We start from the raw sequence: 15,660 nt of genomic DNA, 5'->3' as shown, positions 1-15,660 counted from the left end.
AGCGCCGTCAGCCGAAACTGATACCCACTTGACCGAAGGCACCGAAGTCCGCCTCCACATGGCTGCCCGGCGGGCATTCGAGCGGACGGATGAACGAGCCCGACAGGATGACCTGTCCCGGCCGGATCGCCTGACCGTAGGTGCCCATCCGCTCGGCCAGCCAGACGATGCCCATAACCGGATCGTTGAGCACGCCTGCGCCCAGCCCGGTCTCCTCGACCTCGCCGTCGCGGCTGACGATGGCCCCGACCCAGCGCAGGTCGACCAGCCGCGGATCGTGCCGCGCCTCGCCCAGAACGATCCCCGCGTTGGCCGCGTTGTCGGAGATCGTGTCGACAATCACCCGTGCCTGGCCCGTCGCCGGATCGCTGCGCAGGATGCGGGTGTCGAGGATCTCCAACGCGGGGCAGACGTAATCGGTGGCGGCGATCACCTCCTCCCGCGTGACCCGGCCCTCCAGCGGCGCCTTCATGACAAAGGCGATCTCCGCCTCCACCCGCGGCTGGATGAAGCGGCCCCCGGGCACCATTCCGCCCGTTTCAAAGGCCATGTCGTCGAACAGAACACCGGAATCCGGCGTGTCGATCTTCAGCGCGTCCTGCATGGCCCTCGACGTCAGCCCGATCTTCCAGCCGATCACCTTGCGGCCCTCGACCAGTTTGGCCGTCATCAGCGCCGCCTGCACGGCGTAGGCGTCGTCCATGGTCATGCCCGGATGCTTCAGGGACAGGAGGCCGATCTGGCTGCCCATCTTCTCTGCCTGCAAAAGGGCCGTAGCGGCGGCGTGGATCTCGTCATCGGTCATTCGTCCTCTACCCCGTTTCTCAGGATGCCGATGCCCTCGGCTTCCACCTCGACCACGTCGCCGGGTTTCAGCCAGACCGGCGGATCGAACCGCGCCCCTGCCCCGGTGGGCGTGCCGCAGACGATCACGTCGCCCGGCACCAGCGTGGTGAAGGTCGAGACATAGTTCACGATGTAGCGGAAATCATACAGCATCCGCGACGTGCGGTCCTTCTGGCGCACCTCGCCGTTGACCCGCGTCTCCAGCCCGATGTCGTCGAGCTGGGCGGGATGGGTGAACGGCACAAGCCACGGCCCCATCGCGGCGGACCGGTCCCAGTTCTTGCCCTGCGTCACGTTGAACTTCGCGTGACGCACCCAGTCGCGGATCGTGCCCTCGTTGCAGAGCGTCAGCCCGATGATGTGGTCATAGGCCGCCTCGCGCGAGATCCGCCGCCCGCCCTTGCCGATAACGATGGCGATCTCGCCCTCGTAATCCAGCTGTTCGCTCTCCGGCGGCCGCAAAAGGTTCGCGCCATGCCCGACAAAGGACCGCGGGAACCGGATGAAGAGAGAGGGCTTGCCCGGCGCCTCCTGCCCGCCCTTGTATTCGGCATTGCGGTCGGGGAAGTTGACGCCGACGCAGATGATCTTCTCGGGTGTGCGCACCGGGATCTCCAGCACCGCATCGGCATGGGCCACGTCCGCCGTCTTCCCCATGGCCGCCTGCGCCAGACCCTTGAGCGATCCCGCCGCGATCACCTCGCACAACCCTGGATGCCCGTCGAAGCCGGTCATGTCGACCAGCCCGTCCTCCTGCCACAGCCCGTATTTCGCCCGGCCCTCGTGGGTGAAGCTGACAAACCTGACCATCACATCCTCTCCGAAATCTCGCGGATCACGTCCGCCGCCATCATCACGTCGTCGCGCGTGCAGTCGAACTGGCCGACCTGGAAGCGCACCACCTTGCGCCCGGCGAACATGCCCTGCGTGACATAGATCCGCCCGTCCGAGTTGATCGCATCCACCAGCGCCTGTTGTGCCGCATCGTCCCCCGGCCCGCGGAAGGTGAAGAGCGACAGGATCGGCTCCGTCACGATCTCGAAGCCCTGCGCCCGCAGCGCCTCGCAGACCTCACCAGACCAGGCGACGTGGTTGCGGATGCGCGCCCGCAGCCCTTCCAGACCGTAGTACCGCAGCATGAACCAAAGCTTGAGCGCCCGGAACCGGCGCCCCAGCGGGATCGTCCATTCCGAATAGTTCACCACCTCCGAGCCGGAGGTCCTGAGGTACTCCGGCTCGATCTTCAGCGTGTCGATCTGCTGGCGCGGGTCCTTCAGGAACTGTACGGAGCAGTCGAACTGCGCGCCCAGCCACTTGTGCGGGTTGAACACGATGCTGTCGCAGGCCTCCACCCCCGGCCACATCGCCTCGCGGATTTCCGGGCAGATCATCGCCGCCCCGCCCCACGCCGCGTCGAGGTGCAGGTACAGCCCCTCCTCCCGCGCCACAGCGCCCACGGCCGACAGGTCGTCCCAGGCGCCGATGCCTGTGCCGCCGGTGATCGCGATGATGCCCGCCGGCACATGGCCCGCCGCCCGGTCCGCCGCGATGGCCGCCCGCAGCGCGGCAGCATCCACGCCATAGGATGGCGCGCCAACATCGGGCAGCTTCACGAGGTTCTCCTGCCCGATGCCCGCCACCCAGCAGGCCCGGTCGATGGAGGAATGCGCCTGTCCCGAACAATAGATCCGCAAAGACCCCTTGCCCGCCAGCCCCTCGCGGTTACCCGACCAGCCCGTCGCCCTCTCCCGCATGGTCAGAACAGCCGACAGCGTGGCCGACGAGGCCGAATCCTGGATCACCCCGGACCAGCCCTCCGGCAGGCCCACCGCCTGTCGCAACCACTGGACCATGACGCCTTCCATCTCGGTCGCAACCGGCGAGGTCTGCCACAGCATACACTGCGGCGCCATCACCGTGACCAGCATCTCCGCCAGCATCGAGGGTGGCGCGGCATTGGCCGGGAAGTAGGCGAAGAACCGGGGATGCTGCCAATGCGTCAGGCGCTCGGGCACGACGCGCAGGAAATCCTCCCAGATCGCCTCCATGCCTTCGCCGGCCTCGGGCGGGGCCGCCTCCAGCAAGGCCGCCGCCTCCCCGGGCTGCACATCCGGCCGCACCGGCCGGTCCCTGAGCGTCTTGTGATAGTCGGCCCCGAAAGCCGCCGCCTGCGCGCCCCAGCGCGCAAATTCATCCCAATCCATCTTCCCTCCGTGCAGCGCGCCGAATTTGACGCAACCTGCCCTTCATCTTGGCCCAAATACCTCGGGGGCGCCGCCGGAAGCGGCGGGGGCAGAGCCCCCCGGGCCGCACCACAAGTGCATCCAGCGCCACGCGGCGCACGTGAATGCCCGCCACACATCCACCCTCGGCCCCACACATCAACACGCCCGATCCCCGATCATCGTTCCTTCACCGACTCGGCCCAGAGTGAAGGGCCGTAGGGAGGGGGAAACACCGACAAGGCCATTCATAAAACGTTCACCACGTCGGCCACCCGGTCAGGGCGCCACGATCGGCGTCGCCTTCAGTTCAGCCGCGCGCGGCTCCACCCCGTGGAAAAGCGACCCTTCCTCGAACCACGACCGCGGCGCAGGCGCCCCCCAGAGGGTCTGGCGCTGAGGGTCCTTCAGATCCCAGCGGATCGGCTCCAGGTCCGGGTCCACCGTCTGGTAATCCGAACAGTAGATCTCGATCCGGTGCCCGTCGGGGTCGCGGATATACAGGAAGAAGGCGTTGGAAATCCCGTGCCGTCCCGGCCCCCGCTCGATATTGGCGAGGTAGCCGGTCGTCGACATCAGGTCGAGCAGGTCGATGATGTTCAGCGGGGTCGGCACCCAGAACGCGGTGTGGTGCAGCCGCGGTCCCGTCCCGTTGGTGAAGGCCACGTCGTGCACGCCCCCCTTGCGGTGCATCCACGCCGCCCAGAGCTTTCCGGATGCGTCGTCCTCGGTGTATTCGGTCACCCGGAACCCCAGCTTACCGTAGAAGGCAACGGCGGCATCCACGTCCGGCGCGAAGCAGTTGAAGTGGTCGATCCGCAGCGGCTTCACCCCGTGGTACAGCTTGTACTGCTGGTGGATCGGCGGCAGGCGATCCATCCTGTGATAGAACTCCATCGGCGCGCCGAAGCAGTCCACGGTCCGCAGCGTCCGCCCCTGGTGCGACCGCTCCACCCAGTCCACCGCATGGCCCCGGTCCGCGAACCAGTCATGCGCGCGGTCGAGGTCCTCCTCGGCATAGACCTTGTAGGCCAGGTATTGCACCGCGGGGTTGTCCGTCTTGCGCAGCACCATGCAGTGGTGGCCGCGCTCCTCCAGCGCCCGCAGGCACAGCATGTCGGCGGTCTCCTCCGTCACCTGCAGACCCAGCGTATCCACGTAGAACGCCTTCGAGGCCGCGAGGTCCGTCACCCCGAATTCCACGTGGCTCAGCCGCACGATGTTGAAGGGCGGATAAAGGTTCGGTTCGGGAATCGGCATCTCTCACTCCTCCGGGGACGGCCCGCGCCGCCGCATGTCTCTCTTCCATCGGGACCGGGGGCCGCTCTCCTCAACGCCCCCTCGGTGCCCGTCAGCCGCCCAGCTTCGGGATCCGGTGCTCCGTCGTGGCGAAACAGACGTTCACCGTCTCCATGTAGAAATCGAACGACCAGTCGCCGCCGTCGCGCCCGATGCCGCTGGCCTTCACGCCGCCGAAGGGCGTGGGCAGGTGGCGCACATTCTCAGAGTTCACCCACATCATCCCCGCCTCGAGGGCCGAGGTCATGCGGAACGCCCGCTCCAGGTCCCTGGTCCAGAGATAGGCGGTCAGGCCGTATTCCGTGTCGTTGGCGATGCGCAGCGCGTCCGCCTCGTCCCTGAAGGGGATCGCGGTCAGAACCGGGCCAAAGATCTCCTCCCGCGACACCGCCATCTCGTTGGTGGCATGGGTGAACAGCGTGGGCGCCACGTAGCAGCCCGTCTCGCCCAGCTTCTCACCCCCAGTGGCGATGGTCGCGCCCTCGGCCACGGCCTTTTCAAAGTAGGACAGCACCTTCTTCTCGTGCACCGGGTGGATCAGCGGGCCGATCACCGTCTCAGGGTCCAGCGGATGGCCGACCCTGATCCGCGCCGCCCGCTCCGCCACCTTCGCGCAGACCTCGTCGTAGACGGTGTCCTGCACCAGCAGCCGCGACGACGACGTACACCGCTCGCCGTTCAGCGAGTAGATCATGAAGACCGCCGCATCCACCGCGCGCTCCAGATCGGCATCGTCGAAGACGATCACCGGGTTCTTGCCGCCCAGTTCGAAATGCACCCGCTTCAGCGTATCGGCGCCCTGCCGCATGATGTGCGAGCCGGTGGCGCTCTCGCCGACGAAGGCCACCGCCCTGATGCCGGGATGTTCGGTCAGCGCACGGCCGCAGTCCTCGCCGAAGCCGTTGACCACGTTCAGCACCCCCGGCGGCAATCCCGCTTCCTCGGCGATCTCCACCAGAAGTCGCGCCGTCAGCGGCGAGAACTCCGCCGGCTTCTGGACCACCGTGCAGCCCGCCGCCAGCGCAGGTGCGATCTTCCACGTCGACAGCATGAAGGGCGTGTTCCACGGCGTGATGACCCCGACCGGCCCGATCGGACGGCGCGAGGTCATGTTGACCTGCCCCGGCGCGTGCAGAGTCTGGCCGTCGCAAGCCTCCGGCGCCTTGTCCGCGAAGAAGCGGAAGTTCTCCGCCCCGCGCACCGCCGCCTTGGACATGAAGCGGATCGCCTGACCGGTGTCCATCGCCTCGACCACCGCGATGTCGTCCGCCCGCGCCACGATGGCATCCGCCACCTTGTGCAGCAGGGCCCGGCGCTCCTTGCCCGGCATCGCCTTCCACTCACCAAAGGCCGCATTTGCCGCCTGCACCGCCGCGTCGATCTCGCCCGCGCCGCCGCGGGCGACCTGCGCCAGCACCGCCCCATCGACCGGCGAGACGGTCTCGAACGACGCGTCCGAGCGCACGTCCCGGCCGCCGATGCGATGCGCCACACCGCCCGAGAAGCGCGCCAGCGCCGCCTCCGCCCGTGCCAGATTTCCCGCCAGATCCGCCATCTTCCCGGCCTCCTGCTTCATCTTGGTCCAAATACCTGCTTGCCCGGCCTCAGCCGGTTGCGTTGTCCGCCGCCAGGCGCGCGTGGATCGAGTTCGCCTTCCACGACAGCTCCGGATCGATTTCCCGGATCTCCAGCGAGAGCATGAAATGCGGCGCGGCCAGCTGGCCCGCGCAGACCGCCTCGGCCACCTGGAAGAGCTGCCGCCCGGCCTCGGCCAGCACGTCCTTGTCGCGGCCCGCACCCACCGAAAGTTCCAGCGCGAGGAAGTGGTTGACCACCCCGTGACCCGGGTTCGCATCGCCCACCATGGCCAGCGAACAGCGGTGCATCTTCACCCGGATACCGCCCAGCGGAAAGACGCCCGTCTCCGCCATGGCGGCGTGCAGCGTCCGCCCCAGCACCTCCATGTCGAGGTGCGCCTCAAGGCCCGCCGAGTATTCGCAACGCAGATGTGGCATGTCATCCTCCCTTTGACACTTAACATGTTAAGTTTTATTCTGCCTGTCAACAGGAGACTTCAGATGCCCGATTTCCCGCTGTCCCAGACCCGCCGGACCCTGCCTATCGCGCTGCTGCGCGCCCGCGAAGCGGTGATGGAGCGGTTCCGCCCCATGCTGCGCGCCATCGACGTGACAGAGGCGCAGTGGCGTGTGCTGCGGGTGGTGCAGGAGATCCCGGGAATCGAACCGACCCGGCTGGCCGAGCAGGCGGTGATCCTTGCACCCTCGCTGACCCGCATCCTGAAAACGCTGGAATCACGCGGACTTGTCACCGTGGAGCGCGCGGCAGAGGACCGGCGGCGCACGCAGGTGCGGCTGGCCCCCGGAGGCGACCGGCTGCTGCGCGAGGCGTCGCGGGAAAGCGCCGCCATCTATGCGGCCATCGAACGGGAATTGGGGGCCGAGGATCTGGCGGCGCTCATCGACAAGCTCGACGTGCTGCTGACGCGGCTGAACGGGCCCGGGGATGCCGCCGACGGATGAGTTCAGCCCTTCAGCGACGCCCTCACCGATCGCAGCGCTCCGTCGACGGTTCTTTCCGCTTCGGCACGGGCATCTCCCAGCACCAGCGCCCCGGCCCGAAGTTTCGACACACCGGATGCGTCGCAAGGGCACCATCCGGATGCGTCAGTCAATCCGGATCGGCCGGCGATCTCCCCCGCCATCGTCGGGGTGACAAAATTCACCGCGTCCGCCAACAGAAGGCCCGCGTCCGTCTCGATCCGTCCATTCCCGGCATCCACCGACAGGACAATGCCCCCCGCGCCCGGCCCGAACCACTCGCATGACAGGCCGGCGCTCAGGGCGGCATGCTTCAGCACCGGGTCCGTGGAACCGTCGAGTACGGTCATCCGTGCCTCGGGGCGGTTCGCGGCCAGCCACTTGCCAAGAGTCATCGCGCGCTCCGCCGCCACGGTCCGGTGGCTAACGTCGGCCGGCAGCCGAAGGACAAGGTGCCCGCGCTCCGGCATTGCGCCCAACGCGGCCATCAGCCGCCGTGCCTCCCGCGCGCTGCCCCAGGCCGCGGGCCATGCGAAGCGGGCGGCGGCGCCGAGCCCGGGGATGTCTTCCGGGCGGGGCATCGTTCCCGGGGCGACGCAGATCCGGTCGAATGCCTCCGAACGGCCAGAGAAGAGAGCGATCCGTGCCGCCTGCCAGTCGATCCCGATCACCTCGTCCAGCAGGACCTCCACCCCATGGGCGCGAAGCGTCTCCAACGTCACGCTGGCACCGGGTGCAGCAAAGGCTGTGGCCGGAACGGGGGACAGGCGGGTCGGGTCGCGTTCGATCAAGAGGACGGACGTCGCGGGCTGCGCGGCCTTCAGCGCCAACGCCAGGGCGGCACCCGCAGCACCGCCCCCGACCACCAGCGCCCGCCCGCGCGAAGGCAAGGACAATGTCAGTGCGGCGGCGCCTGCAAGGGTCAGCATCGACCGGCGGGTCAGGCGATTGCGTATCGATGAACCTGTCATCTCGGTTCTCCTCTGGCGGGCCGGGGCCCTGTCATGTCCGCTTTTCAAGAAGTTCGGCGTCGGGATGGATCGGCCGGTAGATCTCCACCCGGTCCCCCTCCGCCACGGGTTTGTCGAGCTTCGCCACCGCGCCGAAGATGCCCACCCGATTGACCCCGAGGTCGATCTCGGGGAACTGCTCCAGCAGGCCGGAGCGCTCGATCACGTCGCGCACCGTCGCGCCCTCCGGCACGTCGATGTTGCGCCAGATCTGCGCGGTCGGCTTTGCATAGGCCACGCCCACGTTCATCGCTGTTCTCCTTCCGGTGGGGTCAGCACGCCGGCGGCGATGAACTCGCGCGCTGTCGCGTCGAGCGAACGGGCCCGGGCCGGCGCCTGTGCGCGACGATCTATACGGCCTTTCAAGGCCAGCAGGACGCCCAGCACGATGAAGCCGCCGGGCGGCAGGATCAGGATCAGGAAACCGTCATAGCCGGGCAACACGGTCGTTTCGAGGAACCCGAAACGCGGTCCCAGCAGGACTGCTGCATTGGCGAACAGCGTCCCCGATCCGAGGATCTCCCTCACGGCGCCCAGGCCGACAAGTGCCAGCGTGAAACCCAGGCCCATCATCAGCCCGTCGACCGAGGACGCCAGCGGCGCCCTGCGGGAGGCAAAGGCCTCTGCCCGGCCCAGAATGGCGCAGTTGGTGACGATCAGCGGAATAAACAGACCCAGGATCTTGTGCAGATCGTGCACCCATGCGTTCAGCGCCATGTCCACCACGGTCACGATGCAGGCGATGATGAGAACGAAGGCGGGGATGCGGACCTCTGGCGGGATGAACGACCGCAGCAGCGACACGGCAAGTCCCGAAACCACCAGCACGGCGGTCGTCGCAAGACCCATCCCCAGGCCGTTGGTCGCGGTTCCGGTGACCGCCAACAACGGGCAGAGCGCAAGCAGCTGGCCGAAAACGACGTTGTTGTTCCAGAGCCCGTCGCGGGCGATCCTGGCGTAGTCGGTCATTGCCCGGCCTCCTTGTCCAGAGGTGCAAGCAGCACGTCGCTCTGGCGGGCAAACATCTCCAACCCCCGGTGCACGGTGGCGACCACGGCCCGCGGCGTGATCGTCGCGCCGGAGAACTGGTCGAAGACACCGCCGTCCCGCTTCACCTTCCACTTGTCAGGCAGCGGATCGGCCAGAGAACGCCCCGCAAACCCGAGGATCCAGCCGTCCTTCGCCACTTCGATTTTGTCGCCCAGACCCGGCGTCTCGGCATGGGACAGGACACGCACGCCCAGCACAGACCCGTCCGGCGCAATCCCGAGCAGCACCCGGATTGCCCCGCCATAGCCGTAGCCGGTCAGTTCGAAGGCGACACCGGTAACCTGCTGCCCCTCGACGGCGAGATAGACGGGGACAGTGCCTTCCACCCCGTCCTCGACCATGCGCTCAGTTGTGCCGGGATCGTTGTCGTGATCCTCAGGCGGCAGCACCTGCAGCAGGGAAGCGTTGAGATCCTCCGTCGCGCGGGCCGCAATGGCCGGCCGGGTCAGGTCGTCGGACAGGCCAAGGATCAGCGCCGTCGCGAGCGAGAAGGTGCCCAGCATCAGCGCCGGACGCGCAGCCCCCGCGCGCGATACCGAGGGCGAGGCCTTGGGAGAAGCAGGCTCGTGACAACTCATGACCGGTCTCCCAGCGGCAGGGGGTCCCCCTTGCGGGTACGCCCGAAGATCCGTGGCCGCACGTATGTGTCGATCAGGGGCGTGCAGGCGTTCATCAACAGGACGGCAAAGGCCACGCCTTCCGGAAAGGCTCCCCAGGTGCGGATGACAAAGGTCAGGCTGCCGATCCCGACGCCATAGATCGCCTTGCCCATCGCCGTGACCGGCGAGGTCACGTAGTCCGTCGCGATGAAGAAGGCGCACAGCATCAGCGCGCCTGAGCCGAGGTGCACGGCCGGAGGCGCAAAGTGCAACGGGTCGATAAGCCAGGCCACGCCGGACAAGACCGCGACGGAGCCCAGCACCGCCAGAGGTGTCACCACGTTGATGATCCGCAGCAGCACAAGGGCCAGTCCGCCACCCAGAAGCAGCAGCGCCGACGTCTCGCCCAGCGACCCGGGGATGCGCCCGGTAAAGAGCGGCCAGGCCCCGCCAGCCTCGGCCATGATCTCCGGCACCGTCCGCCCGGCGTCGAGTTGGCTCTGCATCGTCCCCAGAAGCGAAGCGCTGCTCATGGCGTCGAAGACCGGCGTGCCGCCGAAAGTGACCGCCAGCGCCTGCGCGAGGTCGGGGCCATGCGCCGCGTCGAAGGGGGCGACCCATTGCGTCATCGGCACCGGCAGCGCAACCAGCAGCATGGCCCGTGCGACCATGGCCGGGTTGAAGAGGTTCTGCCCCAGCCCGCCGAACATGTGCTTGGCAATCACCACCGCGATGAACGCGCCTGTGACCCCCACCCACCACGGCGCCCATGGCGGCAGGGTCAGCGCGACGAGCCAGCCGGTCAGCAGGGCCGAGCCGTCCCTGGCAAAGCGGGCAACGGGTCTGCGCGCCACCCAAAGGCATGCCAGTTCGATCAGGTAGGCGGATGCCACGGTCACGCAGAACAGGAAGATCGCCGGCAGACCGAAATGGTAGAGCCCGAAAGCCGTGGCCGGAGCGAGACAGACCATCACGGCCACCATCGTCCGCGCGACGTTGAACATCGAGTGCGTATGCGGCGCGCTGGCGAGAATGACGCTCATTTGGCCGGCTCCCCTTCGGATGACGTGGCCACCGCCTCGGCCGCCTTCTTCGCCGCCATCTCGGCCTTGCGTTTCGCCATGGCCTGCCGCTTCTTCTCGGCAATCGCGTCCTCCCGGGCCGTCCGGGCGGCAGCGAGGCGCTTGGTTTCTTCCTGCTGATGCTTGCGGGCCGTCCGTTCCGCCAGCCTGCCCTTGGCAAAGTTGAACCCCTGCACCAGCGGGATGTTCGATGGGCAGATGTAGGAACAACACCCGCAGGACACGCAGTCGAGCAGACCCACGCCGGCTGCACCGTCGAGGTCGTCCGCCTGGATCTTCGCATTCATTTCGAACGGCGTGAGACCGCAGGGGCAGGCCTGCACACAGGTGCCGCAGCGGATGCAGGGCATGACGTCGGCCTTGCGCGTCTCTGCCCTTGTGAGGGCGAGCACCCCGTTGGTGCCCTTGACCAGCGGCACGCGGCGGTTGGCGATGGGCATGCCCATCATCGGTCCGCCCAGCAAAAGTCGGTCCGGCTCCTCCACCAGCCCGCCACAGTGCTCAAGCAGATCGGCGACCGGCGTGCCGATCAGGACGCGCACATTCGCCGGCCGCCGGATACCCTTGCCCGAGACGGTGACCACGCGGCTGACCAGCGGCTCGCCGTAGCGGACCGCATGATGCACGGCCTGCGCGGTCGCGGCGTTGTGCACGACGACGCCCAGTTCTGCGGTCAGCGCGCGGGCCGGCGTTTCCAGACCGGTCACAACCTTTACGAGGTGCTTCTCCGACCCCATCGGATACTGCGTCGGGACAACCTTTACCCGCAGCTTCAGACCGAGCCCGAGGTTGTGGCGGCGCATCGCGGCGACGGCCTTCGGCTTGTTGGCCTCGATGGCGACGACGATCTCTCCGACCCCCAGCGCCCGCGCCATGATGCCCGCGCCGTCCGCGATTTCCTCGCCATGTTCCTGCAACAGCCGGTCATCGCAGGTGAGGTACGGCTCGCATTCGGCAGCGTTGATGATAAGCGTCCTGAGCGGATAGCGGTCGCGCAGGTTCAGCTTGACCGCCGCCGGGAAGGTCGCTCCGCCCATGCCGACGATGCCCGCCTCTGCCACGCGTGCGGCGATCTCTTCCGGCGTTGCATCCTCCGGCCGCAGACGCGGCAGGCGATCACCCCAGGTGTCCTGTCCGTCGGTCCGGATGGTGATCGTCGGCACAGGAAGGCCCGAAGGATGCGGGGCGGTGAAATGGCCCACGGCGATCACCCGTCCGGAGGTCGGTGCATGCACGTTGGCCGAAACAGGACCGCGCGCCTTGCCGATCAATTGTCCTTTCAGGACGAAGTCGTCACGCACCACAACCGGTTCCGCCTGCACGCCGATATGTTGCTGCAGCGGCACGCGCACCAGGGGCGGCACCGGCATGGTCTCGATCGCGCAGTCCGCGGTCAGGTACTTGCGCGTCTCCGGATGCACGCCGCCCCGGATGGAGAACAGCGTCGCAGGAGCCAGGAAGGAGCCGAGGTTCAGGCTCATGCCGCGACCTCCGTGCTCGGCAATGCCGGTTTCGACCAGTACCAGCCGCGCAGGGTCTGCGGTTTCGACCTCAGCATGATCGCCTGCGTCGGGCAGACTTCGACACAGGCATCGCAGCCGATGCAGGCGTCGGTGACGACGGTGTGGATCTGTTTGGCCGCACCGACGATGGCGTCGGTCGGGCAGCGCTTGAAGCACTTGGTGCAGCCCGTGCAATGATCCTCGAAGATGAAGGCCACCAAGGGAACGGCCTCTTCGACCCCGCCCGCGCTGGCAAGGTCCACGCCCATGATCTCCGCCAGCTTCACCGCGACGTCGCGCCCGCCCGGCGGACACAGCGTCACCCGCGCGCTGCCATCGGCGATGGCATCCGCAGCGCCCCGGCATCCCGGGAAACCGCATTGCCCGCAGTTGGTGCCGGGAAGGACGCTTTCGATTTCATCCACGATGGGCGGTGTCTCGACATGGAAGCGACGGGCGGCCACGCCCAGCAACAGCCCGAAACCGAGACCAAGCGCGGACATGGAAGCGGCGGCAGCGATCATCGGAAGTCTCCCCTTTCAGTTGGGAACCAGCCCGGCAAAGCCGAGGAAGGCCATCGACAGGAGGCCCGCAGAGATGAAGGCGATGGGCGGGCCGGCAAAGGTCTGCGGCACGGACATCTCCGCCAGCCGCTCCCGCATTCCGGCAAAGATCACGAGGACGATGGTGAACCCGAGGGCGGAGCCGAAGCCGTACAGCAGGCTTTGCGCGAACCCGTGCCCCTCCTGGATGTTCAGGAGGGCGACTCCCAGCACCGCGCAGTTGGTGGTGATGAGGGGCAGGTAGATCCCAAGTGCCCGGTAAAGCCCCGGTGCCAGCTTGCGCATCACCGTTTCCGTGAACTGCACGATCGCTGCGATCACGAGGATGAACGACAGTATGCGCAGGAACTGCAGTTGCATGGGGATCAGGATTGCCGTCTCGACGACCCAGCTGGCGGCAGCGGCCAGCGTCAGAACGAAGGTGGTGGCGAGCCCCATGCCCACCGCCGCGTCGATCTGTTTCGACACCCCCATGAAGGGGCAGAGACCGAGGAACTTCACCAGCACGACGTTGTTCACGAGGGCGGTGCCCAGAAGGCTCATGAAGAGGTCCTGCATGGTCAGAGGTCCTTTCCGCGGGATGGCCCGACAGGGCGTTCGGAAGGGGATCAAGCAAGGGGCGTGCCAAGCCATCCCGAGACCCGGCCTGCCCCGCAAGGACGGGCGCCCGCGGGGCCGGCCCGGGCGCCGTTGTCCCAAAGCCGACAATTTGTCCGGCAGCCGGTGTCGGGAAGCCTGCCCTGCGCTGTCCCTTTATGGCCGTCCGCGCTTGGCACCGACCTTGCTGAACACCTGGAAACCGGGCCGCACCGCAAGCCTCTTCCGTTCTCAAGGACCCGCCCCATGCCACACGCCAAGCTTACGTTCACCGACGTGTCGCTCACCGTGAACGTCCCCGCCGGAACCCGGATCATCGAGATCTCGGAAAAGATCGGTGCCGGCATCACCTACGGCTGCCGCGAAGGCGATTGCGGCACATGCCTGACGTACGTGGAGGAAGGAGCGGAGAACCTCTCGGAACCCTCGGCACTGGAGGCACAGGTCCTGCGCGAGGCGATGGCCGGGCGCAACGACCGCCTCGCCTGCCAGTGCCAGGTGCTGGGCGGCACCGTCAAGGTGCGCCCCGGCTGACGCCGTCCCGAGATGAACGCTCAACCCTCTGAAACCACGAAAGGAAACCTCCCATGGCCATGTTCATCGTCTCTGACCTCTGCACGTCCTGCGGCGACTGCGAACCCGTCTGTCCGACCGGAGCCATTGTCCCGCAAAAGGGTGTCTTCTTCATCAAGGCCGACATCTGCACGGAGTGCGAGCCGGACCACGACATGCCGCAATGCCTGTCCGTCTGCATGGAAGACGGCTGCATCATCCCCGCGGAGTGACAGGTCATGGACGACCGGATGATACGCCGGACCCTGCGGGTGGCATCTGTCGGGGAAGGACGCGTGGCGCTTGAAGCCAAGCGCCTGACCGCCTGCACCACCTGCGCCGCTCGCGCCGATTGCGGTGCCGGGGCGCTGGCAGAGATGGCGGGCGATGACCTTCTGCGGCTGGAGCTGGACAGCCACGCCCAAGTGGCACCGGGGGACGATGTCGTGGTGTCCATGCCCGCCGGGACCTTCCTCGGCGCGGCGGGGCTGGCCTACCTGTTGCCGCCCGCCGTTCTCGTCCTTGCGGTGGCGGTTTTCTCGGCACTGGGGCTTTCGGACGGACCGATGGCCCTGCTGGCGGTCCCGGTGCTGGCGGTCTCCTTCCTGCCGCTCTGGCGAGCGGAACGGACGGGGCGCCTGACGGATGACATCCGCATCGAACGCGTGATCCCGGCGGTTCGAAACTGATGCGCGGGCCGCGCCTCTCCCTGCCGGGGCTCGCCTTGCTGAGCGCGCTGGCCCTCTTCGGCACCCTGCGCGCCGCAGAACCGGAGAGCGAGGCGCGCACGACGCTCTATGTCTTTGGCACACTTGTGGAAATCGTGCTTTACGGCGTCGATCACCAGACCGCGGAGAGCGCCTTTTCAACCCTGTCGCACGACCTTCGGACGATGCACACCGAGTGGCACGCATGGCAGCCGGGCGCCCTTGGCACGTTGAACGCGGCATTGGCCGAGGGGCGCACCGCCGAGGTCGACGACAGATTGGCAGATGTGCTGAGGGCGGGATCAGAGTTGTCGTGCCTCAGCCACGGTACCTTCGATCCGGCAATCGGGCGGCTGATCGCGCTCTGGGGATTTCATTCCGACACACCGCCGGAGGGCGGGCTGCCCGACCTGGCACAGGTGGACGCGCTGGTGAGCGCGCGTCCGCGCATGGCCGACCTGAAGATTGACGGTCGCCGCGTGTCCTCGGCCAACCGGGCGGTGCAGCTCGACCTCGGAGGATATGCCAAGGGGGCCGCGATGGACCTTTCGGCGGACCGTCTGAGGGCGATGGGCGTGGAGAATGCGGTGCTCAATTCCGGCGGCGACGTGAACGTGATCGGCACCCACGGAGACCGCCCCTGGCGCGTGGCGATCCGCGATCCGTTCCAATGGGGCGCCGTTGCCGCCGTCTCACTCCGGCCCGGGGAAACCCTATATACATCAGGCAATTACGAACGCTTTTTCGAACACGACGGCACGCGGTTCGCGCATATTGTCGATCCGCGCGACGGGTGGCCCGTGCGGAGCGTCGTGTCGGTTTCGGTGCTGGACGACAACGGGACGCGGGCCGATGCGGCAGCCACGGCGCTGTCGGTCGCAGGGCGCAAGGACTGGCCACAGGTGGCGGCGGACATGGGCGTCACGGCGGTGCTGATGATCGCTGACGACGGCTCGATGCTTGCGACGCCCGCCATGGGCGCACGGCTGGAGATGATCGGCGGCACCCCTGCCCCGGAGATCGTGACCTTGCCCGCCCCCGTCCCGCCCGACTGCTGAACCCCGGACACGAGA

The 15,660-nt window shown here is 67.5% G+C and carries 19 protein-coding genes; 5 read left to right on the top strand and 14 right to left on the bottom strand.

Annotated elements, in window-relative coordinates; translation table 11 throughout:
- Positions 1-7: 7 nt before the first annotated feature.
- From hpaH to CDO87_RS16640, 6 genes are all read right to left on the bottom strand, one after another.
- The gene (hpaH, locus tag CDO87_RS16665; protein WP_100929819.1) at positions 8-805 is read right to left on the bottom strand and encodes a 2-oxo-hept-4-ene-1,7-dioate hydratase; all 798 of its coding nucleotides are present in this window, start codon (positions 803-805) and stop codon (positions 8-10) included.
- The gene (locus tag CDO87_RS16660) at positions 802-1,656 is read right to left on the bottom strand and encodes a fumarylacetoacetate hydrolase family protein (RefSeq protein WP_100929818.1); all 855 of its coding nucleotides are present in this window, start codon (positions 1,654-1,656) and stop codon (positions 802-804) included. Before CDO87_RS16660 ends, hpaH begins: the two co-directional genes overlap by 4 nt.
- Complete coding sequence (locus tag CDO87_RS16655; protein ID WP_100929817.1) at positions 1,656-3,050, bottom strand: pyridoxal-dependent decarboxylase; 1,395 nt, start codon at positions 3,048-3,050, stop codon at positions 1,656-1,658. Before CDO87_RS16655 ends, CDO87_RS16660 begins: the two co-directional genes overlap by 1 nt.
- Before the next feature lie 297 nt (positions 3,051-3,347).
- On the bottom strand, positions 3,348-4,328 hold the full coding sequence (gene hpaD, locus CDO87_RS16650) for a 3,4-dihydroxyphenylacetate 2,3-dioxygenase (protein WP_100929816.1): 981 nt from the start codon (positions 4,326-4,328) through the stop codon (positions 3,348-3,350).
- A gap of 91 nt (positions 4,329-4,419) precedes the next feature.
- Positions 4,420-5,922: a 5-carboxymethyl-2-hydroxymuconate semialdehyde dehydrogenase gene (hpaE, locus tag CDO87_RS16645; RefSeq protein WP_100931006.1), complete on the bottom strand. Its 1,503-nt coding sequence runs from the start codon at positions 5,920-5,922 to the stop codon at positions 4,420-4,422.
- Positions 5,923-5,971: 49 nt separating this feature from the next.
- On the bottom strand, positions 5,972-6,382 hold the full coding sequence (locus tag CDO87_RS16640; protein WP_100929815.1) for a 5-carboxymethyl-2-hydroxymuconate Delta-isomerase: 411 nt from the start codon (positions 6,380-6,382) through the stop codon (positions 5,972-5,974).
- 63 nt (positions 6,383-6,445) lie between these two features.
- Between CDO87_RS16640 and hpaR the strand changes: the two genes are divergently transcribed.
- Entirely contained in the window at positions 6,446-6,907 is a 462-nt protein-coding gene (gene hpaR, locus CDO87_RS16635) for a homoprotocatechuate degradation operon regulator HpaR (RefSeq protein WP_100929814.1), read from the top strand.
- 2 nt (positions 6,908-6,909) lie between these two features.
- Here hpaR and CDO87_RS16630 read toward each other — a convergent pair whose 3' ends face one another.
- The 8 genes from CDO87_RS16630 to rsxA are packed head-to-tail and all read right to left on the bottom strand — an operon-like array spanning position 6,910 to position 13,289.
- Positions 6,910-7,896 (bottom strand): FAD-dependent oxidoreductase, encoded by a 987-nt coding sequence (locus CDO87_RS16630; RefSeq protein ID WP_254698177.1) that lies wholly within the window; start codon positions 7,894-7,896, stop codon positions 6,910-6,912.
- Between the two features lie 31 nt (positions 7,897-7,927).
- A complete protein-coding gene (locus CDO87_RS16625; RefSeq protein ID WP_100929813.1) occupies positions 7,928-8,185 on the bottom strand; it encodes an RnfH family protein in 258 nt (85 codons plus the stop codon).
- Positions 8,182-8,904 (bottom strand): electron transport complex subunit E, encoded by a 723-nt coding sequence (locus CDO87_RS16620; RefSeq protein WP_100929812.1) that lies wholly within the window; start codon positions 8,902-8,904, stop codon positions 8,182-8,184. The genes CDO87_RS16625 and CDO87_RS16620 overlap by 4 nt, the downstream gene beginning before the upstream one ends.
- Entirely contained in the window at positions 8,901-9,563 is a 663-nt protein-coding gene (locus CDO87_RS16615; RefSeq protein WP_100929811.1) for an RnfABCDGE type electron transport complex subunit G, read from the bottom strand. The genes CDO87_RS16620 and CDO87_RS16615 overlap by 4 nt, the downstream gene beginning before the upstream one ends.
- Positions 9,560-10,627: an RnfABCDGE type electron transport complex subunit D gene (locus CDO87_RS16610; protein WP_100929810.1), complete on the bottom strand. Its 1,068-nt coding sequence runs from the start codon at positions 10,625-10,627 to the stop codon at positions 9,560-9,562. The genes CDO87_RS16615 and CDO87_RS16610 overlap by 4 nt, the downstream gene beginning before the upstream one ends.
- Complete coding sequence (rsxC, locus tag CDO87_RS16605; RefSeq protein WP_100929809.1) at positions 10,624-12,147, bottom strand: electron transport complex subunit RsxC; 1,524 nt, start codon at positions 12,145-12,147, stop codon at positions 10,624-10,626. The genes CDO87_RS16610 and rsxC overlap by 4 nt, the downstream gene beginning before the upstream one ends.
- The gene (gene rsxB, locus CDO87_RS16600; protein ID WP_100929808.1) at positions 12,144-12,692 is read right to left on the bottom strand and encodes an electron transport complex subunit RsxB; all 549 of its coding nucleotides are present in this window, start codon (positions 12,690-12,692) and stop codon (positions 12,144-12,146) included. The genes rsxC and rsxB overlap by 4 nt, the downstream gene beginning before the upstream one ends.
- A 15-nt stretch (positions 12,693-12,707) precedes the next feature.
- Entirely contained in the window at positions 12,708-13,289 is a 582-nt protein-coding gene (rsxA, locus tag CDO87_RS16595) for an electron transport complex subunit RsxA (protein ID WP_100929807.1), read from the bottom strand.
- A gap of 285 nt (positions 13,290-13,574) precedes the next feature.
- On the opposite strand from rsxA, the gene CDO87_RS16590 reads away from it, so the two are divergent.
- The 4 genes from CDO87_RS16590 to CDO87_RS16575 are packed head-to-tail and all read left to right on the top strand — an operon-like array spanning position 13,575 to position 15,645.
- Positions 13,575-13,862 (top strand): 2Fe-2S iron-sulfur cluster-binding protein, encoded by a 288-nt coding sequence (locus CDO87_RS16590; protein ID WP_100929806.1) that lies wholly within the window; start codon positions 13,575-13,577, stop codon positions 13,860-13,862.
- Between the two features lie 53 nt (positions 13,863-13,915).
- The gene (locus CDO87_RS16585; protein WP_100929805.1) at positions 13,916-14,113 is read left to right on the top strand and encodes a 4Fe-4S binding protein; all 198 of its coding nucleotides are present in this window, start codon (positions 13,916-13,918) and stop codon (positions 14,111-14,113) included.
- Between the two features lie 6 nt (positions 14,114-14,119).
- Entirely contained in the window at positions 14,120-14,569 is a 450-nt protein-coding gene (locus CDO87_RS16580) for a SoxR reducing system RseC family protein (RefSeq protein WP_100929804.1), read from the top strand.
- Positions 14,569-15,645 carry an FAD:protein FMN transferase gene (locus tag CDO87_RS16575; RefSeq protein WP_100929803.1) on the top strand — a complete coding sequence of 359 codons (1,077 nt, stop codon included), beginning with the start codon at positions 14,569-14,571 and terminating at the stop codon, positions 15,643-15,645. The genes CDO87_RS16580 and CDO87_RS16575 overlap by 1 nt, the downstream gene beginning before the upstream one ends.
- The last annotated feature ends 15 nt before the right edge of the window (positions 15,646-15,660 follow it).

This window comes from Sagittula sp. P11 (genome assembly GCF_002814095.1).
Classification (GTDB): Bacteria; Pseudomonadota; Alphaproteobacteria; order Rhodobacterales; family Rhodobacteraceae; genus Sagittula.
The sequence above is the reverse complement of the archived record's forward strand: the minus strand, read 5'-3'. Positions and strand labels throughout refer to the sequence as shown.